Genomic DNA, 22,760 nt, shown 5'->3' on the forward strand with positions numbered 1-22,760 from the left:
GATGACCATCTGGCTTACCGAAATCTGGCGCGCCTGGCGTGCGAGTCTGCGCCGCCCCGGCTTCCTGCTGCTGGCCAGCGGCGTATTGGCGCTGGGTATCGGCGCGAGCGTGGCGGTGTTTGCGTTGATCCAGAACACCTTGTGGCGGCCGCTGCCGCTGCCGCAGGCATCGCGTGTGGCGGTCATCGGTCAGCTGGGCGACAGTGGCAAGCTGAGCGCGGGTGGTATCTCGCTGCACGAGTACCAGTATCTGGGCAAGCTTGATGGCGTGGCTGCATTGGGGCTGGTGCATTTTGGCCTGAAGGCGAACATTGCCGGGGACGGTGTGCCGACGCAGGCCCCGGCGATCCATATGGATCGCGGCTCGCTGTCCGCGCTGGGCTTGCGGCCGGTGTTGGGGCGCAATTTTTCTGCAGCGGAAGATGCGCCGAACGGCCCGAAGGTGGCCATCATCGGTTACGGACTGTGGCAGCGAGCGTACGGCGGTGATGTGCATGTGATCGGCCGCAGTGTGCGCATCGAGGGCGTGCCGCACACCATCGTCGGTGTGCTTCCGAAAGCCTTCAACACCGTACTGGGCCCGGGCGACGTGGTGCTGCCGATGGCCCTTCCGGTGCATAGTCGCAACTACGGCCACAGCGGCACCATCGCAATCGCGCGGTTGGCGCCAGGTGTCAGCATCGCCTCGGTGTCGGCACAGGCCGACGCGCATGAGCGCACCATGTATCGCGACATGGGCATGGGCGGCAACTGGAAGAAACCGCGCTTCGGCGCGGAATCTCTCGCCGCGGCATTTCAGCAGGATGCGCGGCCGGTGTTGCTGCTGTTTCTGGCTTGTGCCGTGCTGGTGTTGCTGGTTGCACTGGTCAACCTGGTCAACTTGATGCTGTTGCGCGCGCTGGCGCGCAATCACGATGCGGCGGTACGCAGTGCGCTTGGTGCGCCGTGGCTGCGATTGATGTTGCCGGCCCTTGGCGAAGGCTTGCTGGTGGGGGTGGGTGGCGCGTTGTTGGGGATGGTGCTGGCAACGGTCGGGCTGGCCTTGTTGCAGGGTTTCATTCCCTCCGTGTGGTTGTGGGGTGGCCAATTGCACGTTGGCATGATGGCCTGGTTGCTGGCTTTCGTCGTGGGCTTGCTGAGTGCCTTGCTGGCCGCGGTGTCCGCCTTGTGGCGCAGCCGCAGCATCCACGCGGTGAGTGAGCTGCGCGAAGGCGGTCGCAGCGGCATGGGCGTGCGCAGCGGGCGCTTCAGTCGGGCACTGGTGGTGGTGCAGGTGGCGATGGCTACGCTGGTGCTGTGCGCCGCAGGTGTGTTTGCGCATGCGCTCTATGCGGCTTCGCAACAGCCATTGGGTTACGCCGACAGCAACGTACTGACTTTCGAGCTGACGCCAGTGCAGACCGACTATCCGGACCCCGCATCCGTGCTGTCACTGTCACGCCGACTGGTGCGGCGATTGCGTGTCATTCCGGGCGTGGCCACGTCGGCGGTCACGACCGCCTTGCCCACCAGCGACGGCATGTATGGGTCCTACAACAACGGCATGTACCTGCCGGATGGCAGCCACTTCGTGGCGCAGTTGGATGGCATCGGGCCGGACTTCTTCACCCTGTTCGACATGCCGGTGCATGCGGGGCGAAATTTCACCCGCGACGACGTGCGTGGCGGTACGCCGGTGGCCATCGTCAGCCAGGGGCTGGCCGACAAGTATTATGGCGGACAGGCGCTGGGGCGGACGGTACGGGTGGGGATGGACAATCATCCGGACGTACTGGCACGCATCGTCGGGGTGGTGGGCGACACTTGGCAACGCGGGCCACTGCATCCGAAGCAACCGGTGGTTTACCTGCCGCTGGCGCAGATGCCGGAGTCGGTGTTGGCCATTCTTCGCGAATTCGAAGCGTTGCGCTTTGTCGTGCGTGGCCATGGCAACCCAAGCGATTGGCGTGCCGACGTGCGCAAGGCCGTTGCCGAGGTGGCGCCGAATCAGCCGATTGCCGAGCTGCGCACGATGCGCAGCATCGTCGAAAGCACCACCGCTGACGTGCGTTTGAACCTGCGATTGATCGGCATTTTCGCGGCACTCGCGCTGATGCTGGCCGCCGCCGGTCTGTACGCGGTGATGGCGGTAGCGGTGGCAGCGCGCGAGCGCGAGTTCGGGGTGCGACTGGCGCTGGGTGCGGCGCCGGCGCGCTTGCTGCGACTGGTGCTGCGCGGTGGCTTGCTGCAAGTCGCACTGGGTTTGGCGATCGGCGTGGCGGCGACCCTGGGCGTGTCACATGCCTTGTCCGCTGTGCTGATGGGATTGCTCGGCCGCGCAAATGCGTTCGATCCGGCCGTGGCGCTTGGCGTGGGTGTCGTGCTTGTTTTGGCCGGCTTGCTGGCGTGCCTGATACCGGCGACGCGTGCCGGCCGCGTGCAACCGATGGATGCACTTCGAGGGGAAGGATGATGATCGTGCGCGAATTTCGCCAGGCATGGCGGCGGTTGCTCAGGCGGCCGGGGTATGCGTTGCTGTCGGTGGGCGTGCTGGGAGTGGGACTGGGCGTACTGCTGTTCCTGTTCGAGATGATCAACGACGTGATCCTGCAGCCGTTGCCGTTTCCGCAGGCCAGCAGAGTGGTGGCGGTGGGCGAGCCCACCCCCAACGGCATCAGTGAGATGGACAGTGACCAGTATCTGCAATTGCGCGGCAAGCTGCGCAGCATGGATCTGATGGGTGCGTATGGGAACGCCAGCATCAACCTCGATGGTGGTGCTGGTGCGACGCACTACGTGGGTAGCACGCTGACTGCCTCGATGATGAAGCTGCTGGGGGTCAAGCCGCTGTTGGGTCGCGGTTTCACGCCTGCCGACGACGCGCCCGATGCACCCCGTGTGCTGCTGCTGGATGAAGCTTTGTGGCGACATGCGTTCGCGGCGGACCCGCACATCATTGGCCGGGCGGTGCGGGTGAATGGCAAGTGGGCCACGGTGGTCGGCGTATTGCCTTCGGGCTTCATATTTCCGAGTGGTGATACGGAAGCCTGGATGCCGTTGCGCCTTCAGCCAGGCGAGCACGAATACATCGCCGTGGTCGCCCGCCTGGCCCCTTCGGTACAACTGGATCAGGCGCGGGCGGAGCTGAATGCGTGGGCTGGCCGACTACAACGCACGTTACCACCGGGGCAGCACGCGGAACGGTTGACGGTCTACCCCTTGTCGGTGAGTTTTGCGCCGCTGGATTTGCGCCGGTGGCTATGGCTGATGTTCGGTGCCGGCGCGGTGGTGATGCTGTTGGCGTGCATCAATGTGGCCAATCTGCAATTGGTTCAGACGCTGCAGCGGCGACACGAATTGGCCCTGCGCAGCGCGCTGGGCGGCAGTCGTGCGCGGCTGGTGTTCGGTGCCCTGGCCGAGAGCGTTTTGCTGGGTGCGGGGGCGTTGGCGGTGGCCCTGCCGATTACGCATGGATGTAGTTTCTGGATGCGTGTGACCTGGATGGCCAGTCACCCGGACTCGGTGCCTTTCGCGCACGGCATCGATGGCTGGGTGCTGGTGTTCGGTGCCGCGGTGGCCATGCTCAGTACTTCGTTGGCAGGGGGTATTCTCGCCTGGCGCGCGTCGCGGCCGGATCTGCAGGATGCCTTGCGCGATGGCAGCAAGGGTTCCGTCGGCGGCTTCGCACGCGTGGCGAAGATCATGGTGGTGGCCGAAGTCGCGCTTACCGTCGTGCTGTTGGTGGGGGCGGGTACCTTCGTGCGTGCGCTGGATACCTTGCTGGCGCAGCCGGCGGTGGGTACGTCGCATGCCGCGCAAGTACTGACGGCCAAGGTGGCGCTGCCGCCGCAACTGTATCGGGACGACGCGCAGCGCATCCGCTTTTTCGACAGCGTGGTCGAGCGCTTGCGGCAGAATCCGGACGTGGTCGACGCCACTGCTTCGGACACCGTGCCCAGCGCCATCCTCGGCAGCCACGAAGACGTTTCGCTGCCAGGCCAGCCGCAGCCTGCGGACGGTTGGCTGCGACCGCAGATGGGTATCGTTGATCCGCATTTTCTCGACACCTACGGCGTGCGCTTGCTCGAAGGCCGCTTTATCGATGCGCGCGATACGGCCGGCAGTGCGCCGGTGATTGTCATCGACGCGAAGATGGCCGCCACCCTGTGGCCGCACGAGGATGCACTCAATCGCAGGCTGGTGCTGTATCCCGGCAATCCATGGGCGAAGACGGTGACCGTGGTGGGCGTGATCGAGGCCTTGCAGCTCGACAGCATGGTGGAGAGATCGCGACCCGGCTTGCTGATGCCGCTCGATCAGGCGGCCACCATGTCACCCTTGCATGCCGTCGGGCTGGCCGTGCGTACTCGCGCCGATGCGGCGATTTTTGCATCACAGCTGACCGAGGCGGTGCATGGTGTCGATCCGCAAGCGGCCACCTATGCGGTATACAGCCAGGCCAAGGACATGGCGCTGGCGCGCGTGGGGTTGGTCGTGCTGACCGGCGTATTCAGCGGGCTTGGCCTGGTGGCGTTGCTGCTGGCGGCGGCCGGGCTATATGGCGTACTGGCGTTTTCGGTGGCACAACGCACGCGCGAGATCGGCATTCGTCGTGCGATCGGTGCAGGTCATGCGGCCATCGTGCGTTCGGTAGCGCGACAACTGGCGTGGCAACTTGGTCTCGGGCTGACCATCGGTTTTGCGCTGGCGGTGCCGTGGTCGAACCTGCTGTCCGACCCGAACCTGCGCACACAGGCACACGACCCCATGGTGTTCGTGCCGGTGTTGTTGCTGGTGATCGGAGTCTCCGCGACTGCGGCGCTGGTGCCGCTGCTGCGCGCGTTGCGGGTCGATCCTGCGGTGGCGCTGCGTTACGAATAAGCCGCACGAACAAGCCGTCGATTCCATTTCTGTCTTCCCACCGCAAGGAGTTCGCTGTGCCAAAGTTGCCGAAAACCTATCTGGGCGTTTACGCCACCGTGCTTACCGCTGCCTTCGCGGTATTGATCCTCACCGGTGCGCGTTCGCCGATGAACGCGAAGTTCGACAGCATCGAAGTGCAGCGCATCAACGTACGCGAGCCGGACGGCACGCTGCGCATGGTGATCTCCGACCAGACCCGCTTTCCCGGCTTGATCCTGCATGGCAAGGAGTACCCGCATCCGCGGTCCCGTGCCGGCATGCTGTTCTACAACAACGAAGGCACCGAACAGGGTGGCTTGATCTTCGCCGGCAAGAAGGGGGCGGATGGCAACGTGTCCAGCGGCCTCAGTCTCAGCTTCGACCGTTACGAGCAGGACCAGCAGTTGCAGTTGATCGGCCTGGACCAGGACGGCCGCACTTACGCCGGCATGCAGGTGAATGATGTGCCAAGTCGGCCGATGGTGCAGGACATCCAGGAAAAGCCGAAGCTCGACGCGATGCCCGCCAAGGCGCGTGACGCACTGCTGGCCGAGCGCGAGAGCAAGAGCTACTACGGCGCTCCACGTTACTATGCCGGCAAGACCATGAGTGACAGCTCGGTGGTGATGCTCAACGATGCCCATGGCAAGCCTCGCTTGATGTTGTTGGTTACGCCAGACGGCAAGGCCTCGATCCAGTTCCTCGACGCGCAGGGCAAGGTGCAGCGCACGTTGGCAGCGGACGGTGTGGAGAAGGCGGCAAAGGGCTAGGAGGGCTAGGGAGGGGCCTGGGTCATCGAAACCGGACAGGCATGGCAGCGGCCATCTTGCGGCAGGCTTGGCGCGGCGTTGAAAGACCGCGCCACTCCCCTGCATTGTGGGTGGAGCGCGAGCCTTCCGGGTGGCGGTAGCGCGTCCCTTGCGTTTCACCCGTCCGGGCTCCTCGGGCACTGCTTTTGCGTCGCCGGCCCGGTACGCTGTGTGCGGTTGCGGGCTTGATCCCACGGAGTTGTGTACGTGATGTCCGATTCGAAACCCACCGTTCTGCTGGCTGATGATCAGGCCGATGTGCGCGAGGCGTTGCGCCTGCTGCTGAAGTCCGAGGGCATCGCCAGCGTGGGCGTGGCCGATCCGGCGGCGGCGCTGGAGGCGGTGCGCAAGCGGGAGTTCGCCTGCGCGCTGATCGATTGCAATTACAGCCGCGACACCACGTCCGGCGAAGAGGGGCTCGACTTGCTCGAACGCCTGCGCCAGCTTGCGCCCGAGCTGCCGGTGGTGGCGATGACGGCGTGGGGCAATGTGCCACTGACGGTGGAGGCGATGCGGCGCGGCGCCGCCGACTTTATCGAGAAGCCGTGGAACAACGCGCGCCTGCTCAGCGTGCTGCGCGCGCAGATCGCGTTGGGCGAGGGCGTGCGCAAGCAACGCCGGCTGGAAGCGGAGAACGCGCTGCTGCGCGGCGGCTCGGGCGACGCCTTCATCGCCGAATCCCCGGTGATGCGGCGCGTGCTGGCGATGGTGGATCGCATTGCCTCCAGTGATGCCAACGTGTTGGTGTTGGGCGAGAACGGCACCGGCAAGGGCGTGATCGCCGAGCGCATCCACGCGCTGTCGCCACGTGCCGCGCGTTCGCTGGTCAAGGTCAACATGGGCGGCATTGCCGAAAGTGTGTTCGAGTCGGAAATGTTCGGTCATGTGCGCGGTGCCTACACCGACGCCAAGGGCGAGCGCATCGGCCGCTTCGAACTGGCCGATGGCGGCACGCTGTTTCTTGACGAGATCGGCAACGTGCCCGCCGCGCAGCAGCCGAAACTGCTGCGCGTGCTGGAGGACGGCGAGTTCGAGCGGTTGGGTTCCTCGCGCACGCAACGGGTGGATGTGCGACTGGTTTCGGCGACCAATGCCGATCTGGCGGCCGAGGTGGCGGAAGGGCGTTTTCGCCGCGACCTGATGTATCGCCTGAATACGCTGGAAGTGCGCCTGCCGCCGCTGCGCGAACGCGTCGAGGACATCCTGCCGCTGGCGCGCGCGTTCCTTGCGCGCAGTGCGGCGCGCTATGGCCGCGACGGTTTGCAGTTGGCCGCATCGGCCGAGCGCGCGCTGATGGCATGGCGCTGGCCCGGCAATGTGCGCGAGCTGCAACATCTGATGGAGCGCGCCGCGCTGCTGGCCGAACACGATCAGGTCAGCGCCGGCGCGCTGTCTTTCGGTGCGCCGCCGGAACCGGCGCAGGATATCGACGGCATGACGCTGGAGCAGGCCGAAGCGTGGCTGGTGAAGCACGCGCTGGAGCGCCACGATGGCAACCTGCAGCACGCCGCCGACGCGTTGGGCATCACTCGCCAGTCGCTGTATCGTCGGCTGGAAAAGCATGACCTGCGCGACGCCGACAACGATGACGCCACCGACTGAATCCCACGCGCAACGCGCCGGACGCATGCCGCGCTTCGAACGGCGCGTGTTGCTGGGCGGCCTGTTGGTCGCCGCGCCAGCGTGGTTGCTGGTGGGCGCGTTGCTGCTGTCCGGGCCGTGGAACGTCACATTGCGCTGGGCACTGCTGATTGTCGCTGCGGTGGTCACGCTGTGGCTGGCACGCTGGCATCACCGTCGCGTCAGCTATCCGCTGTACACCTTGTCCAGCCTGCTGGAAGCGTTGCGCCAGGGCGACTACAGCTTGCGCGGCGCCTCGAATAGCGTGCTAGGCGACGTGATCTACGACATCAATGCCCTGGCGGAACGACTGCAGCACGAGCGACTGGAGTTCGAGGAATCCTCGTATCTGCTGGGCAAGACGCTGGCCGCGCTGGACAGCGCGGTATTCGTGTTCGACAGCGAGCGACGCCTGCGCCTGGCCAACCCAGCAGCGCAGCAGTTGCTGGATGCGTCGCGTGATCGCGTATTCGGTCGGACTGCCGCCGAGTTGGGCCTGGAATCATTGCTTGATGGACCGGACACGCAATTGCTCGCGCGAACGTTCCCGGGGCGCAACGGTCGTTTCGAAGTGCGCCAGGCGGCGTTGCGCAGTGGCGGTCGTGGCGGCCGACTGCTGGTGATCAACGACGTCGGCCGTGTACTGCGCGAGGAGGAGCGCCAGGCCTGGCAGCGTCTGTTGCGCGTGCTCGGCCACGAGGTGAACAACTCGCTGGCGCCGATCCAGTCGATGGCCGGCACGCTGGCCACGCTGGTGGCACGCGAGCCGCTGCCCGACGATTGGCGCGAGGATTTTCAGGGCGGCCTGGAATTGATCGGTCATCGCGCCGAGGCGCTGGGACGCTTCCTGTCCAGTTACAGCCGACTGGCGCGACTGCCGCCCCCGCAACCACGCCCACTGGATCTGGCGGCACTGGTCGGCAAGCTGGCGAAGCTGGAGCAGCGCCTGCCGGTGCGGGTTGAACCCGGCGAATCGCTGGCCGTGCAGGCCGATGCGGACCAGCTCGAACAGGCGCTGATCAACCTGCTGCACAACGCGGTGGAAGCGGCCTTGACCACCGGCGGTGAGGTACGCGTGCGTTGGCATCGCGAAGCCGGACGCGCGATTGTGGCAGTCGAGGACGATGGTCCCGGTCCACCGTCCAGCGAGAACCTGTTCGTGCCGTTCTTCACCACCAAGCCCGGCGGCTCCGGCATCGGCCTGGCGCTGGCGCAACAGATTGCCGAGGCGCACGAAGGCGGCGTCAGCCTGCTTGCACGCGACGATGCCCCCGGCGCCGTCGCCAGTCTGTGGTTACCCCTGCCGCCGGTGTAGGGCGTGGGCGTGGAGTGCGGCAATGCGCTCCTCGCGAGGGAGTCGCTTCCAGACGATTTCCAGGCGCAGTGCATCGCCGTGGCTGGCGACCCACACCCAGCCCAGCAACTGCCGTGGCGGGTTGGAGCGGGTGAAGCGTGCGCCCTTGCCGGCCAGGTGTTTGGCGTAGCGTTGTTCGGGATCGCGGGCGATGCCGGTGTAGACGCGACCATCGATGCATTCGAGGAGGTAGACGGCCCATGCATCGGGGTTTGGGGCGGCGCTCACGCAACGAGTCTCAAGCCCACTCGGTCAGGCCCTCGGCAACGCAGACCTGCTTCCACGATGGGCGCGCCTTGAGTTGGGTGGCGAACGCAGCCAGGTGCGGCCATTCCGTCGCCGGTTTCGGCATGTTGCGCGACCAGCGCATCAGCATCAGCACGTACAAGTCGACCACGCTGAACGTCTCGCCCAGCACGTACGGGCTGTGCGCCGCGAGGTGGGCGTCGATGTACGACCAGCATTTCTCGATGCCGATGCGCGATGCCTGCTTGAGCGAGTCGGCCGCTTCGGGCAGGTGGTCGTTGGGGAAGAACATCTGGCGGAACAGCGGTTGCAGGTTGTTGGCCAGATAGAACATCCACTGCAGGTAATCGGCGCGTTGCGCACTGCCCGGAGCGGGCGCCAGTGCGGCTTCGGGGTGCCGCTCGACCACCAGCATGGCCAGCGCCGGTGCCTCGCCATGGGGCACGCCGTCGATCACCAGGGTGGGCACCACGCCATGCGGGTTGATCGCCAGATAGGCCGCGCTGTGTTGCTGGTCGGTAGCGAAATCGATTCGCTCCAGGGTATGCGGCGCGCCGATTTCGAGCAGGGCCAGATGCACGACCAGATTGGCCGAGCCGGGAGCGTAGTAGAGCGTGTACATGGCGATCGTCCACAGGGATAACCCTTCGATGATACGCCTGCGGATCGACGTGACGAACCGGCCCGAGCGAGGCCTGCGGCGAGCCGTTCCTGCCCTCGTTTCGTGCTGCTGCGCCAGCGCACGGTTTTGCGAATTGATGTGCAAGAAATTGCGATGCAGTTCGCCTTCGCGAGCATTCGCCTGCGCAGGGGCGATGTATTCCTCGGCGTGCATGTTTAGGTTTACCGGCCGCGGTCGCGGGGGAGGAGGCGCGGTATCTGCCATGCGCAGGGGGCGCATGGCGTCTGTCATTTCTTTAGGGATGGAATATGAAACTCAGACATGGGATTGCATGGGGATTGTTGCCGTTGGCGTTGTGTGGGGGCATCGCCAGCGCAGCCACGCCGAAGACCGTCTGGTTGACGGTCGACCAGAACACCTACAACGTGCTGCAGCAGGTGGACCCGGCCGCGCGCAGCCTGGAAAGCCGTTACGTGGCCAACGGCACCACCAACAAAGGCCTGGTCAATGTGGACAGGATCCACATCGTGCCGGTGGATGAACGCGTGCTGGGCGGCCTCTCGGCACAGGTGCATCGCCAACTGCACCATTGCGCGGGATACATCACCTACGACTCGCTCGACGCGGCCCGCGCCGCCTTGCAACCGCGCCAGCCACTGGCCGGCCTGACCCGCCCCGACTACACGATCACGCAGCAGACGCTGGTGAAGCCGTGGATCGCGCAACAGACGGCGGCCAACATCACCGACACGATCCAGTCGCTGGCCGACTTCAACAACCGCTACTACAACGGCAGCACCGGTGCGCAGGCATCGAGCTGGCTGAAGGACAAATGGCAGAGCATGGCGGCCGGCCGATCCGACATCTCGGTGAAGCAGGTCTTCCGTGGCAGCGACAGGCAGGCCTCGGTGGTGCTGACCATCACCGGCACGCAAAAGCCCGACCAGATCGTGGTGCTGGGTGCACACCTGGACACGGTCAACTGGAACGATGCCGGTGGACAGCCGCATGAAACCTCGCGCGCCCCCGGTGCCGATGACGATGCGTCCGGCGTGGCCGGTCTTACCGAGACCCTGCGCGTGCTGCTGGCCAATGGCTACAAGCCGGCGCGGACGATCCAGCTGATGGCCTATGCGGGCGAAGAGTTCGGCCTGTACGGCTCCAACTACATCGCCAGTGACTACGCCAATCGCAACATCGACGTGGTCGGCATGCTGCAGCTGGACATGACCAACTACAAGGGCTCGGCCGGCGACATCTATCTGGAGGACGACTACACCGACGCGCAGCAGAACCAGTTCGTCGAGTCGCTGGCCAACACCTATCTGCCGCAACTCAGCGTGATGCACGACAAGTGCGGCTACGGCTGTTCCGACCACGCCTCCTGGCACAACCAGGGCTACGCCACCTCGATGCCGTTCGAGTCGCGTCTGGGCGATGACAACCCGTACATCCATTCCAGCAAGGACACCTATGCCAACTCCGGCAACCAGGCGCAGCACGCGCTGAAGTTCACGCGGCTGGCATTGGCCTTTGCGGTGGAACTCGGTGGCAACGGCAGCGGTGACGACACGCCGCCCCCGCCCTCCGGCGATGATGTGCTTGCCAATGGCGTGCCGAAAACCGGCCTGTCCGGTGGCAGCGGCAGCACCGTGCTGTACAAGGTCGAGGTGCCGGCCGGCGCACGCAACCTGGTGATTTCGACCAGTGGCGGCAGTGGCGACGTGGATCTGTACACGCGCTACGGCGCTGCGCCCACCAGCAGCAACTATGACTGCAGACCGTATCGCTCGGGCAACAGCGAAAGTTGCACGGTCGCCAATCCGCAGGCCGGCACGTACTACGTGCAGTTGCGCGCGTATCAGGCGTACAGCGGCGTCACGCTGAAGGCCAGTTGGACCACCGGCAGCGAACCGCCGCCGCCGGCCGACGACGAACTGGCCAATGGCGTGGCCAAAACCGGGTTGAGTGGCGCCAGTGGCAGTGCCGCCGTGTACAAGGTGATCGTGCCGCCCGGCGCGAGCAACCTGGCCATCGCCAGCAATGGCGGCAGCGGCGACGTGGACCTTTATGTACGCTTCGGTGCCACGCCCACCAGCAGCAGTTACGACTGTCGCCCGTATCGCAATGGCAACAACGAGAGCTGCACGTTCGGGCAAGTCCGGGCGGGGACGTATTACGTCATGCTGAAAGGCTATCAGGCGTACAGCGGCGTCTCGCTGAAGGCCAGTTGGAACGGCGGCTAACGCCAAGCCAGACAACGGGCAAGCGATGAAGTGCTGAGCGCTTCCTTGTTTCCCCGGCAAGAAACGACAAAGGCCCGATCAGGATGATCGGGCCTTTGTGCGTTAAGTCACCACATGGAAACCAGAGTGGTCAGGCCATCCGCGAGGTTCAGCCGTCCAGTTCGCTCCAGCGCGCATAGGCGGCATCCAGCTCCGCCTGCAATGCCGCGACCGCCTCGTTGGCGCGGGTGATGGTGGCGCTGTCCTGCTTGAAGAAGGCGGGATCATTCATCGCCTCGCCGTGCGCGGCGATCGCGTTTTCCAGTTCTTCGATCCGCTTCGGCAACTGTTCCAGTTCGCGCTGATCCTTGAAGCTGAGCTTGCGCTTCGGTGCCGCGACCACGGCAGGCTGTTCGCGCGCGAGGCCCGGTTTCGCGGTGGCCGCCGCGACGGCGGCCGCGGCGGCGGGACGCTGGCGCAGCCAGTCGGTGTAACCGCCGACGTATTCGCCGACGCGACCTTCGCCTTCCAGCACCAGGGTGCTGGACACCACGTTGTCGAGGAAGGCGCGATCGTGCGAGACCAGCAGCAGGGTGCCCTGGTAGTCGGTGAGTAGTTCTTCCAGCAGTTCCAGCGTCTCGATGTCGAGGTCGTTGGTCGGTTCGTCCATGATCAGCAGGTTCGACGGCTGTGCGAACAGCTTGGCCAGCAGCAGGCGGTTGCGCTCGCCGCCGGACAGGCGGGTGATCGGCGCGCGTGCACGCTCGGGCGAGAACAGGAAATCCTGCAGGTAGCCGATGATGTGTTTGCGCTGGCCGTTGAGCTCGATGAACTCGCGGCCTTCGGCCACGTTGTCCAGCGCGTTCAAGCGATCGTCGAGCTGGGCGCGGTGCTGGTCGAAGTAGGCGATCTCCAGGCTGGTGCCCAGGGTGACTTCGCCACGTTGCGGTTTGAGTTCGCCCAGCATGATCTTGAGCAGGGTGCTCTTGCCGGCGCCGTTGGGGCCGACGATGCCGATGCGGTCGCCGCGCATGATGGTGGTGGACAGGTCATCGATGAGCACGCGGCCGTCGTAGGCCTGGGTGATATGTTCGAGATCGATCACCTTCTTGCCCGAGGCCTGGGCATTGGCCGCATTCATCTTGACGTTGCCGCCCAGGTTGCGTCGCTCGGCGCGCTCCACGCGCAGCGCTTTCAGTGCGCGCACGCGACCTTCGTTGCGGGTGCGGCGGGCCTTGATGCCCTGGCGGATCCACACTTCTTCCTGCGCCAGCTTCTTGTCGAACAACGCGTTGGCCTGGGATTCGGCGTGCAGGCGTTCTTCGCGGCGGCGCAGGTAATTGGCGTAGTCGCCGGGCCAGTCGGTGAGCTGGCCGCGATCGATCTCCACGATGCGCGTGGCGAGCGCCTGCAGGAAGCTGCGGTCATGGGTGACGAAGAGGATCGATCCGCCGAACTGCTTGAGGAAGTTTTCCAGCCAGCCGATCGCCTCGATGTCGAGGTGGTTGGTCGGTTCGTCCAGCAGCAGCACGTCCGGTTTGCGCACCAGCGCCTGGGCCAGCAGCACGCGGCGCTTCATGCCGCCGGACAGTGCGGCGAAATCGGTTTCGGCCGGCAATTCCAGCTTGGTGATGACCTCGCCGACCCGGCGGTCCAGATCCCAGCCGTGCTGCGCCTCGATCTGCTGTTGCACGTCGCCGAGCGCATCGAAGTCGCCTTCGGTGATCAGGTGGTGATAGCGCGCCAGCAGACGGCCAAGATCGCCGAGGCCTTCGGAGACCACGTCGAATACGGTACCGGACGTATCCTGCGGCACCTCCTGCGCCATGCGGGCGATCACCACACCGTTCTGGACCCGGATCTCGCCGTCGTCGGCATGCAGCTCGCCGGCGATCAGCTTCATCAGGGTGGACTTGCCTTCGCCGTTGCGACCGACGATGCATACGCGCTCGTTCGCCTCGATCGAGAGATCGACGTTTTCGAGCAGGAGGGGGCCGCCGATGCTGAAATCGACGTGTTGAAGTTGGATCAGGGACATCCGCCCATTCTAGCGGGTCTGCACGGGATAACTGCGTGCCACGATCGGCGGAAGTTGAGGTGGCGGCTTGAGTAATACTTGAAAGAACATCAACTTAACGAAACTAATTGATGTCCGATCTCTGGCTATCGTCGCCGCCGCGCGCTATCTTGCGCTCACGCGGAGGTTGCCGCGGTTCGGCTGCGAGGGCGTCGGGTGAGCATCGGATCCAGAGTGTGGCTGCGGGCCACCGGCGGCATGCGCGGTGCGTTGCTGTCGCTGTTGTGCATGCTGGGCCTGGGCGCGTTCGCCGGCCAGGCGCATGCCGGCTATGCGGCGATCGTGGTCGACGCATCGACAGGCAAGGTGCTGGAACAGGTCAACGCCGACCAGCGCAACTATCCCGCCTCGCTGACCAAGATGATGACTCTCTACTTCGCCTTCCAGGGCTTGAAGAGCGGGCGCCTGAAGCTCGACCAGCAACTGCCGGTGTCCGCGTGGGCGGCCAGTCGTGCGCCCACCAAGCTGGGCCTGCGTCGTGGCGAGACCATCAGCTTGCGCGACTGCATCCTGGGTATCGTCACCAAGTCGGCGAACGATGCAGCCACGGTAGTGGCCGAAGCCATCGGTGGCAGCGAGCCGCATTTCGCCGAAATGATGAATGCGCAGGCGGCCTTGCTGGGCATGGACGGCACCCACTTCGACAACGCTTCGGGCCTGCCGGACCCGCGTAACGTGTCCACCGCGCACGATCTGGTCCGGTTGTCGATGGCGCTGTATCGCGACTTTCCGCAGTACGCGCATTTCTTCGCCACGCGCGAGTTCACTTTCCGCGGGCACATCGTGCGCGGCCACAACCGCCTGATGTACCGCTACCCGGGCATGGACGGCCTGAAGACCGGTTTCACCGACGCCTCGGGTTTCAACCTGGCGTCCACGGCGGTGCGCAATGGCCATCGCCTGTTCGGCGTGGTGCTGGGCAGCCGCACGGCGGCGATCCGTGACGACCTGATGGCCAAGCTGCTGGATGACGGCTTCGAGGGGCGCTCGACCTCGCCCGAGCTGGTCGCTGCGGCGGCAGGCGAACGCGGCACCAGCCGTGCATTGCACATCCTGGAAGAACTGTCGCCGATTCCGGCGGCCGAGGCGCATCCGGTGCCGGGAATGCCGATGCATCGCCGGCGTCGCGCACATGCGCATCATGTGCAGGTGGCGGCCGTCAGTCGCGCGTGCAAGAGGCACCATTCGGTTGCCGAGTGTCGCCGCATCGCTGCGCGGCATGCGAAGAAGCATTCCGTTCGCCTTGCCTCGCGGCATCGCTCGCACCGGCCGGTTGAAGTGGCCTCGCGTCGCGATACGGACGGCTGAGCCGCCGCGCCGGTTCTGCCTTCGATACAAAGAAAAAGCCCGCGGCAAGCCGCGGGCTTTTTCGTGCAGCAGCGGCGAGCTGCTTACTTCAGCTTGGCATCGGCGCGCAGCGCCTCGGCCTTGTCGGTCTTCTCCCACGAGAACGCCGTGTAGCTTTCGCCGTTGGCGCCCTTGATCTCCACCGGCTTGCGGCCGAAATGGCCGTTGCTGGCGGTTTGCTGGTAGATCGGGTGGATCAGGTCGAGCATCTTGATGATGCCGTACGGGCGCAGGTCGAAGTGCTTGCGGATCAGCTTTTCGATCTTCTCGTCCGGAATCTTGCCGGTGCCGAAGGTGGTGACCGAGATCGAGGTCGGCTCGGCCACGCCGATGGCGTAGCTCACCTGCACCTCGCAGCGGTCGGCAATGCCGGCGGCCACGATGTTCTTGGCCACGTAGCGTGCGGCGTAGGCGGCCGAACGGTCCACCTTCGACGGGTCCTTGCCGGAGAACGCGCCACCACCGTGACGGGCCCAGCCGCCGTAGGTGTCGACGATGATCTTGCGGCCGGTCAGGCCGCAGTCGCCCACCGGTCCACCGATCACGAACTTGCCGGTCGGATTGATGTGGAACTTGGTGCCCTTGTGCAGCAGCTTGGCCGGCAGCACCGGCTTCAGGATGTACTCGCGCACAGCCTCGATCAGGTCCTTCTGCTTCACGCTGGGATCGTGCTGGGTGGATAGCACCACGGCGTCGATGGCGACCGCCTTGTCATCCTCGTAGCGCAAGGTGACCTGGCTCTTGGTGTCCGGGCGCAGCCACGGCAGCGGCGAGTTCTTCTTCTTGCGGATCTTGGTCTGCTGCTCCACCAGGCGATGCGCGTAGTGGATCGCCGCGGGCATGTACTCGCTGGTTTCGTTGGTGGCGTAGCCGAACATCAGGCCCTGGTCGCCGGCACCCTGTTCCTCGGGCTTCTTGCGATCCACGCCCTGGTTGATGTCGGGCGACTGCTTGCCGATCAGGTTGAGCACGCCGCAGGTGGCGCCGTCGAAGCCGACTTCGCTGGAGTTGTAGCCGATGTCCAGGATGACCTTGCGGGTCAGGCTTTCCAGGTCGATCCAGGCGCTGGTGGTGATCTCGCCGGCGACGATCGCGACGCCGGTCTTCACCATGGTTTCGCAGGCCACGCGGGCGCGCGGGTCCTGCGCGATGATCGCGTCGAGGACGGCGTCGGAAATCTGGTCGGCGACCTTGTCCGGATGGCCTTCGGAGACCGATTCGGAGGTGAAGAGGAAGTTGCTCATCGCGGCATTTATCCTTCTTTACGGATAAAGAGATGGAAAGGGGTTGGACATGATACAGCCTGTGGCCGGGAATTTCATCGGGAAGCATCGGCCGGGTTGATTTCGTTCATGTTACTCCCGCGAGTCTCCGAGGGCAGCCATCCCTGGCCGCCCCAAGGTGCATCAGTGGAGAGGGTGATTCAGGCGGCGACCTCCAGTTCGCTGCGAACCTCGCGCGCGGCAGCGACCATCGCATTGAGCGCCGGGGTCACCTCGGCCCAGCCGCGGGTTTTCAGTCCGCAATCGGGATTCACCCACAATTGCGCCGGATCGAGCACGCGTAGCGCCAGCCGCAGCAAGTCGGCCATTTCCTCGCGGCCGGGCACGCGCGGCGAGTGGATGTCGTACACGCCGGGCCCGATGCCGCCGGGGTAGCGGTAGCGCTCGAAGGCGTCGAGCAGTTCCATACGCGAGCGGCTGCTTTCGATCGAGATGACGTCGGCATCCAGCGCGGCTACCGCATCGATGATCGCGTTGAATTCGCTGTAGCACATGTGGGTGTGGATCTGGGTGGCGTCGGCCACGCCGCCGGCGGTGATGCGGAAGCAGGTGACGGCCCAGTCCAGGTAATGCGCCTGCTCGGCATGGCGCAGCGGCAGGCCTTCGCGCAGGGCCGGTTCGTCGATCTGGATGATGCCGATGCCGGCAGCTTCCAGATCGTGCACCTCGTCGCGCAGGGCCAGGGCCAGCTGGCGGCAGACGGTTTCGCGCGGCAGGTCGTCGCGCACGAACGACCATTGCAGCACCGTCACCGGACCGGTAAGCATGCCCTTGACCGGCTTCTCGGTCAGCGACTGCGCGTAGCTCGACCAGCGGACGGTCATCGGTGCGGGACGCGCCACGTCGCCCCAGATGATCGGCGGTTTCACGCAGCGCGAGCCGTAGCTCTGCACCCAGCCGTGGCGGGTGAAGGCGAAGCCGTCGAGCTGCTCGCCGAAGTACTCCACCATGTCGTTGCGCTCGGGCTCGCCGTGTACCAGCACGTCGAGGCCAGCCGCTTCCTGCTGCTGCAACACTTGGCGGATCTCGTCGGCCAGCACCTGTTCGTAGGCCTTGTCGTCGAGGCGGCCGGCGCGATGATCGGCGCGGGCGCGACGCAGCGTTTCGGTTTGCGGAAACGAGCCGATGGTGGTGGTGGGCAGCAGCGGCAGCGGGCGCACTTCGGCCTGCACGGCACGCCGGTGCAGGTAGGCGGAACGGCGTTGCGCCGCCTGCGCGCTGAGGCCATGCAGGCGGGCGCGGACGTCGTTGCGCTGCACGCCGGCGGTGCTGGCGCGGTCGGCGAGGCGAGCGGCCTGTGCCTGCAGCGCTTGCGCGGCCTCGTCCTGACCGTCCAGCGCGCGGGCGTAGAGCTGTTGTTCCTCCAGCTTCTGCACGCCGAAGGCGAGCCAGCCGCGCAGCTCGTCGGGCAGGCCGGTTTCCTGTCCGGCATCCAGCGGCACATGCAGTAGCGAGCACGATGGCGCCAGCCACAGGCGATCGCGACCAAGCTTGTCCAGCGCCTTGTGCAGCAACGGCAGCACCTTGCGCGGCGAGCTGCGCCAGATGTTGCGGCCATCGACGACACCGACGCTGAGCACGCGCTCGGCAGGCAGTGCGGCGAGCACCGCGTCGAGCTGCTCCGGTGCGCGGGCCAGATCGATGTGCAGACCGTCCACTGGCAATTCGGTGGCCAGCGCGAGGTTGTCGTCCAGCGCGCCGAAGTAGGTGGCAAGCAGGCGCTTCGGCGACGCACCGAGTGCCAGCGCCGCGTAGGCGGTGGCGTAGGCGTGGCGCGTGGGCGCGTCCAGGTCCAGCGTGAGGCAGGGCTCGTCCAGTTGCACCCAGGCCACGCCGGCTTCGTGCAGTTTTTCCAGCAGCGCGATGTAGGCGGGCAGCAATGCATCGAGCAGGGCCAGCGGATCGCTGCCGTCGGTGGTCTTGGCCAGTTTCAGGAACGATACCGGTCCGAGCAGCACCGGCCGCGCGTCCAGGCCCAGCGCCTGCGCCTCGCGGCATTCGGCCAGCGGCTTGTCGCCGGCGAGGCGGAAGCGCTGGCCGGCGTGCAGTTCGGGCACGAGGTAGTGGTAGTTGGTGTCGAACCACTTGGTCATTTCCAGCGCGTGCAAACCATCGCCGCCGCGCGCCATGGCGAAGTAGCCGGCCAGCGGATCGGCGGCGAGGAGGGCGCGGTAGCGTTCGGGCACGGCATCGAACAGCACGGCGGTGTCGAGCACGTGGTCGTACAGCGAGAAGTCGTTCACCGGCACGCTGTCGGCGCCGGCGTCGCGGGCCAGATTCCAGTGGCGTGCGCGCAGGTCGCGGGCGGTGTCGAGCAGGGCGGTGGCGTTGCCATCGCGCCAGTAGGTTTCGAGGGCGCGCTTGAGTTCGCGTCGGCGACCCATGCGCGGAAAGCCGAGGCAGGTGGTGCGTGTCATGTGGAATTCCTCTTGCGTAATGGTGCAAAGAGGAACGAAGGGCGATTGCGTGCCGTGAGGCGGGCGCAAGCGTCGACCTTCGCCCCCGCGGGCGAACCGGGCCACATGGCAGGACTGCGTCGCCAGGCGACCGCCTTCCCGCCACGAAACCCAGGCCGGACGAGGCGCGGCCTTGCGGGGCGCGCTTCGGCCAAGGCAGGTCTTCGGGCTCGTGGATATGGCTCAGGACACCTGAGCCGCCTAATGCCCGCCGCTTCCCGAACCAGATTTCCTGGCCCAGTGCGATGGCGGGGGTCGTTTCCACATACCGCTGCGGGGCAGCGCCGGATTCGCACCGGCTTCCCTTTTCATTTCATCTCTCTATTCGGATAAAGGGATGAAAACCTTGGCGTGACGAAGATTAGACGTATGGACGTCCATCTGTCAAACGCCGTGATGGCTGCGCTGCAAGCCCTCCCTTGATCGCTGGCCTGGAGCATGAGGCGCTGTCACGCCGCTGACGCATGGGCGCAACGCCAGCGTCCGGGAAATCGCGCAATCTTGCGACGGGCCAAGCCGACGGGTACCGACATGCAAGCCATCGAACAGCGTCTGCAGCAACGTTATCCAGACTGGTTTCGCGGACGTCGCGGCCACCTTGCCGCGCCACTGTTGCGTACCGTGGCGCGCTGGTCGCGATTCGACCATGTCGACGCCTTCATGGCCGAGCATGGCCATCTGCGCGGCTTCGACTTTGTCCATGCCGCGGTGCGGCGACTGGTCACGGACCACGCCGTCACCGCGGCGAGCCTGGCGCGCATTCCGTCACGCGGAGGATTGCTGGTGGTCGCCAACCATCCCTGCGGCGGCCTCGACGCGATGGCCTTGCTGGACATGCTGGGCCAGGTCCGCCAGGACGTGCGGATCGTCGCCAACGACGTGCTGACCCTGATCGACCCCCTGTCGGAACTGCTGCTGCCGGTGCGCGTGTTCGGCGGCGGCGCCGGCGTGGCCGATCTGCGCCGGGTGCGGCGCGCGCTGCGCGACGGACAATGCGTGGTGGTGTTTCCCGCCGGCGAAGTGTCGCGACTGGGGCCGCGTGGCGTGCGCGACACGCGCTGGCAACCCGGCTTCCTGCGATTTGCGCGAAGCGCCGGGGTGCCGGTGTTGCCGGTGCGCATCGAGGCGCGCAACTCCGCCTTGTTCTACGGCGTCTCGGCACTCTGTCGTCCGGCATCGACCGCCCTGCTGCCACGGGAAATATTCGCGCGGCGGCGTCAGCCGGTGCGCCTGCACGTCGGCATGCCGCTGTCGATCGCGGCGGACATGGACGAACGGGCGGCAATCGGCAGCATTCGCCAGGCGCTGTATGCGACCGGTCGCGGCGAGGCTGTCACCGTGGCCGGCCCCGCGCCACTGGCGGCGCCCATCGATGCCCGCGTGCTGGCGGCGGCCGTGGCGGCCACCGAACTGCTCGGCAGCACCAGTGACGGCAAGCAGATTCGCATGGCGCGTGATGCCGGCGGTTCGCCGTTGCTGCAGGAAATCGGCCGGCTGCGCGAGTTGACCTTCCGCGAAGTCGGCGAAGGCACCGGGCGCAGCTGCGATCTCGATGCCTACGACGCGTATTACGACCACATCCTGGTCTGGGACGCGAGCGCCGCGCGCATCGCCGGCGCCTATCGCGTGATGCGCGGTGCCGCAGCGATGGCAAGCGCCGGTCTGGCCGGCTTGTACACGGCCTCGCTGTTCCGTTATGCGGACGCGGCGGTGCCGCGGCTTGCCGCTGGCCTGGAACTGGGGCGCAGCTTCGTGGTGCCGGACTACTGGGGTAGCCGCAGCCTCGATTATCTGTGGCAGGGCATCGGTGCCTACCTGCGTCGCTATCCGGGCGTGCGCTATCTCTATGGTGCGGTGTCGATCAGCGCCGCGTTGCCACGTCGCGCCAGCGAACAGGTGGTGGCCTATTACCGATGCTTCTACGGCAGCGGGGAGGCGCTGGCCAGCGCGCGTCGTCCGTTCGCCTTCAAGCATGCAGCACCGGCGTTTGACGGACTCGACAGCGCTACGGCCTTCGGTGCGCTGAAGGTCGCGCTGGACCGGCTTGGTACCTCGGTGCCGACGCTGTACAAGCAATACACCGAGCTGTGCGAACCCGGCGGTGCGCGCTTCCTCGCCTTCGGCGTGGATCCGGATTTCAGCGGTTCCATCGATGGCCTGATCGAGGTGGATCTGGAGCGGCTGCGACCACGCAAACGCCAGCGTTATCTCGAAAATCGGCAAGGCGCGGCGGCATGAAGCGCGTGACAACCCCAGGCGAGCGGCGCTTGCGGGCTGTCTTCATCTTCGATGTGCATCTGGGCACCAAACACTGCCATGCGGCCGAGCTGGCGGATTTTCTCGACGGCTTGCGCTGCGAACGGCTCTATCTGGTGGGCGACATTGTCGATCTCTGGTGGATTGCCCGGCGACGTACACGCTGGAACGGCGCCCATGCGCGCGTGATCGAAGCCCTGCATGCCTTGCATCAGCGCGGCACGGTGCTGATCTACGTGCCCGGCAATCACGACCGGCCGGTGCGTCGCCTCTGTGGACTGATGGTGCCGGGCATGCGCGTGCGGCGGCGCGCGATCCATGAGACCGCCGACGGACGGCGCCTGCTGGTGACCCACGGCGACGACTACGACAACGTCACCCAGTTCGGCGGCTTGCAGGAACGCCTGGGCGACTGGATCTATTACCGCATCCTCAGTTGCGACCGCTTGCTGAACCTGGCACGGCGACGGCTCGGCCAGCGGCACTGGTCGCTGTTGTCATTCGTGAAGCGACAGAGCGGTGCCGCCGAACGGTATCGCGCGCTTTGTGCAGGCCGGGCTGGAGGATGCCGCGCGGCGCCAGCTCGACGGCATCGTTTGCGGGCACATTCATCGCGCCGGGCTGATGCAGCGCGACGAACTGGTATATGCCAACGATGGCGACTGGGTGGAGAGCCTGACCGCATTGACCGAAGACGCGGATGGCGTGCTGCGCCTGCTCAGCCATCACGGCGAGCTGCTGGCCGAAGTTCTCCCGCGCCTGCGCCTGACCTCGGCTACCTGCGAGGAACTGGCGGCCTGATCACGGCGCGGGCAATTTGCGCGGCGGTGCATAATCAGGCCGTGTATCCGGCTGCACGGTGATCTTCGATGAATCTTCTGCGCACTCGCGGCATCGTCCCGCGGCTGGTTGCCGCTTTTGCATTGCTCGCCATGTCAGCCTGGGCGGTGGCGCAGGTGCCGCCGCCTGCGCACTGGACGACCGACATCGCCGCCTTCGTCGCGCATGATCGCGTCGACCCGCCGCCCCAGCACGGCGTGCTGTTCATCGGCAGTTCGTCGATCCGCTTCTGGGCGCCCACGCTGGCTCATGACTTTCCCGGCGTGCCGGTGATCGACCGTGGCTTCGGCGGCTCGGCCATCGCCGATGCCACCTATTACGCCGATCGCATCGTGACGCCTTATCACCCGCGCCTGATCGTGATGTACGCGGGCGACAACGACATCGCCGGCGGCGATTCACCGCAGCAGGTGATCGGCGAATTCAAGGCCTTCGTGGCACGCGTGCGCCGTGACCTGCCGGGCGTGCCGGTGGCTTTCATCTCGATCAAGCCCAGCGTGGCGCGATGGACGATGTGGCCGGCCATGCGCGAGGCCAACCAGGGCATCCGGCGCTGGGCCGCCACGCAGAAGAACGTGCGCTATGTCGACACCGCATCGAAGATGCTGGATGCGCACGGCCAACCGCGACCGGAGCTGTTGCGCGATGATGGCTTGCACATGAAGCCGGCCGGCTACGCGATCTGGATCGCGGCACTCAAGCCGGTGCTGGCCGACTACGGATTTCACGCCACGGAACACTGAG

14 protein-coding genes, 1 pseudogene and 1 riboswitch are annotated in these 22,760 nt (G+C 65.9%); of the genes and pseudogenes, 10 read left to right on the forward strand and 5 right to left on the reverse strand.

The features are described from left to right. The first annotated feature begins 1 nt into the window (after window position 1). The 5 genes from BMY90_RS11665 to BMY90_RS11685 all read left to right on the forward strand — a co-directional run bounded on the left by BMY90_RS11665 (window position 2) and on the right by BMY90_RS11685 (window position 8,625). Window positions 2-2,452: an ADOP family duplicated permease gene (locus BMY90_RS11665; protein ID WP_092704113.1), complete on the forward strand. Its 2,451-nt coding sequence runs from the start codon at window positions 2-4 to the stop codon at window positions 2,450-2,452. After that, on the forward strand, window positions 2,452-4,860 hold the full coding sequence (locus tag BMY90_RS11670) for an ADOP family duplicated permease (protein ID WP_092704115.1): 2,409 nt from the start codon (window positions 2,452-2,454) through the stop codon (window positions 4,858-4,860). The genes BMY90_RS11665 and BMY90_RS11670 overlap by 1 nt, the downstream gene beginning before the upstream one ends. A 56-nt stretch (window positions 4,861-4,916) precedes the next feature. After that, on the forward strand, window positions 4,917-5,651 hold the full coding sequence (locus BMY90_RS11675) for a hypothetical protein (protein WP_092704117.1): 735 nt from the start codon (window positions 4,917-4,919) through the stop codon (window positions 5,649-5,651). A 249-nt stretch (window positions 5,652-5,900) separates the two neighbouring features. Further along, window positions 5,901-7,292, forward strand: coding sequence for a sigma-54-dependent transcriptional regulator (locus BMY90_RS11680; protein WP_092704119.1), 1,392 nt, complete (start codon window positions 5,901-5,903; stop codon window positions 7,290-7,292). Beyond that, window positions 7,276-8,625 (forward strand): sensor histidine kinase, encoded by a 1,350-nt coding sequence (locus BMY90_RS11685; RefSeq protein ID WP_092704121.1) that lies wholly within the window; start codon window positions 7,276-7,278, stop codon window positions 8,623-8,625. Before BMY90_RS11680 ends, BMY90_RS11685 begins: the two co-directional genes overlap by 17 nt. Here BMY90_RS11685 and BMY90_RS11690 read toward each other — a convergent pair. Both BMY90_RS11690 and BMY90_RS11695 read right to left on the reverse strand, forming a co-directional pair. Continuing rightward, complete coding sequence (locus BMY90_RS11690; RefSeq protein WP_092704123.1) at window positions 8,605-8,892, reverse strand: GIY-YIG nuclease family protein; 288 nt, start codon at window positions 8,890-8,892, stop codon at window positions 8,605-8,607. The two genes, BMY90_RS11685 and BMY90_RS11690, sit on opposite strands and share 21 nt — an antisense overlap. A gap of 10 nt (window positions 8,893-8,902) precedes the next feature. Then, entirely contained in the window at window positions 8,903-9,532 is a 630-nt protein-coding gene (locus BMY90_RS11695) for a glutathione S-transferase family protein (RefSeq protein WP_092704272.1), read from the reverse strand. A 308-nt stretch (window positions 9,533-9,840) separates the two neighbouring features. On the opposite strand from BMY90_RS11695, the gene BMY90_RS11700 reads away from it, so the two are divergent. Beyond that, window positions 9,841-11,778 carry a M20/M25/M40 family metallo-hydrolase gene (locus BMY90_RS11700; protein WP_245735027.1) on the forward strand — a complete coding sequence of 646 codons (1,938 nt, stop codon included), beginning with the start codon at window positions 9,841-9,843 and terminating at the stop codon, window positions 11,776-11,778. A gap of 148 nt (window positions 11,779-11,926) precedes the next feature. Here BMY90_RS11700 and BMY90_RS11705 read toward each other — a convergent pair whose 3' ends face one another. Next, the gene (locus BMY90_RS11705; protein ID WP_092704127.1) at window positions 11,927-13,795 is read right to left on the reverse strand and encodes an ATP-binding cassette domain-containing protein; all 1,869 of its coding nucleotides are present in this window, start codon (window positions 13,793-13,795) and stop codon (window positions 11,927-11,929) included. A 195-nt stretch (window positions 13,796-13,990) separates the two neighbouring features. On the opposite strand from BMY90_RS11705, the gene BMY90_RS11710 reads away from it, so the two are divergent. Continuing rightward, window positions 13,991-15,142, forward strand: a complete 1,152-nt coding sequence (locus BMY90_RS11710; RefSeq protein WP_245735028.1) for a D-alanyl-D-alanine carboxypeptidase family protein — start codon at window positions 13,991-13,993, stop codon at window positions 15,140-15,142. Window positions 15,143-15,225: 83 nt separating this feature from the next. Here the strand turns inward: BMY90_RS11710 and metK are convergent, their stop codons facing one another. Together metK and metE are read right to left on the reverse strand one after the other, a co-directional pair. Beyond that, a complete protein-coding gene (gene metK / locus BMY90_RS11715) occupies window positions 15,226-16,425 on the reverse strand; it encodes a methionine adenosyltransferase (protein WP_008212563.1) in 1,200 nt (399 codons plus the stop codon). Window positions 16,426-16,604: 179 nt separating this feature from the next. After that, the gene (gene metE, locus BMY90_RS11720) at window positions 16,605-18,881 is read right to left on the reverse strand and encodes a 5-methyltetrahydropteroyltriglutamate--homocysteine S-methyltransferase (RefSeq protein ID WP_092704129.1); all 2,277 of its coding nucleotides are present in this window, start codon (window positions 18,879-18,881) and stop codon (window positions 16,605-16,607) included. Between the two features lie 177 nt (window positions 18,882-19,058). After that, a riboswitch (cobalamin riboswitch) is annotated at window positions 19,059-19,284 on the reverse strand. Between the two features lie 167 nt (window positions 19,285-19,451). Between metE and olsF the strand changes: the two genes are divergently transcribed. The 3 genes and pseudogenes from olsF (at window position 19,452) to BMY90_RS11735 (ending at window position 22,759) form a co-directional block, all read left to right on the forward strand. After that, window positions 19,452-21,158 (forward strand): bifunctional ornithine lipid synthase OlsF, encoded by a 1,707-nt coding sequence (gene olsF / locus BMY90_RS11725; protein WP_092704131.1) that lies wholly within the window; start codon window positions 19,452-19,454, stop codon window positions 21,156-21,158. Further along, window positions 21,155-21,977 (forward strand): annotated as a pseudogene (locus tag BMY90_RS11730) (UDP-2,3-diacylglucosamine diphosphatase). Before olsF ends, BMY90_RS11730 begins: the two are co-directional and overlap by 4 nt. 68 nt (window positions 21,978-22,045) lie before the next feature. Continuing rightward, window positions 22,046-22,759 carry an SGNH/GDSL hydrolase family protein gene (locus BMY90_RS11735; protein WP_092704132.1) on the forward strand — a complete coding sequence of 238 codons (714 nt, stop codon included), beginning with the start codon at window positions 22,046-22,048 and terminating at the stop codon, window positions 22,757-22,759. Window position 22,760 lies beyond the last annotated feature (1 nt).

The sequence above is a fragment of the Rhodanobacter glycinis genome (assembly GCF_900114325.1).
In the GTDB taxonomy this organism is placed as follows: domain Bacteria; phylum Pseudomonadota; class Gammaproteobacteria; order Xanthomonadales; family Rhodanobacteraceae; genus Rhodanobacter_A; species Rhodanobacter_A glycinis.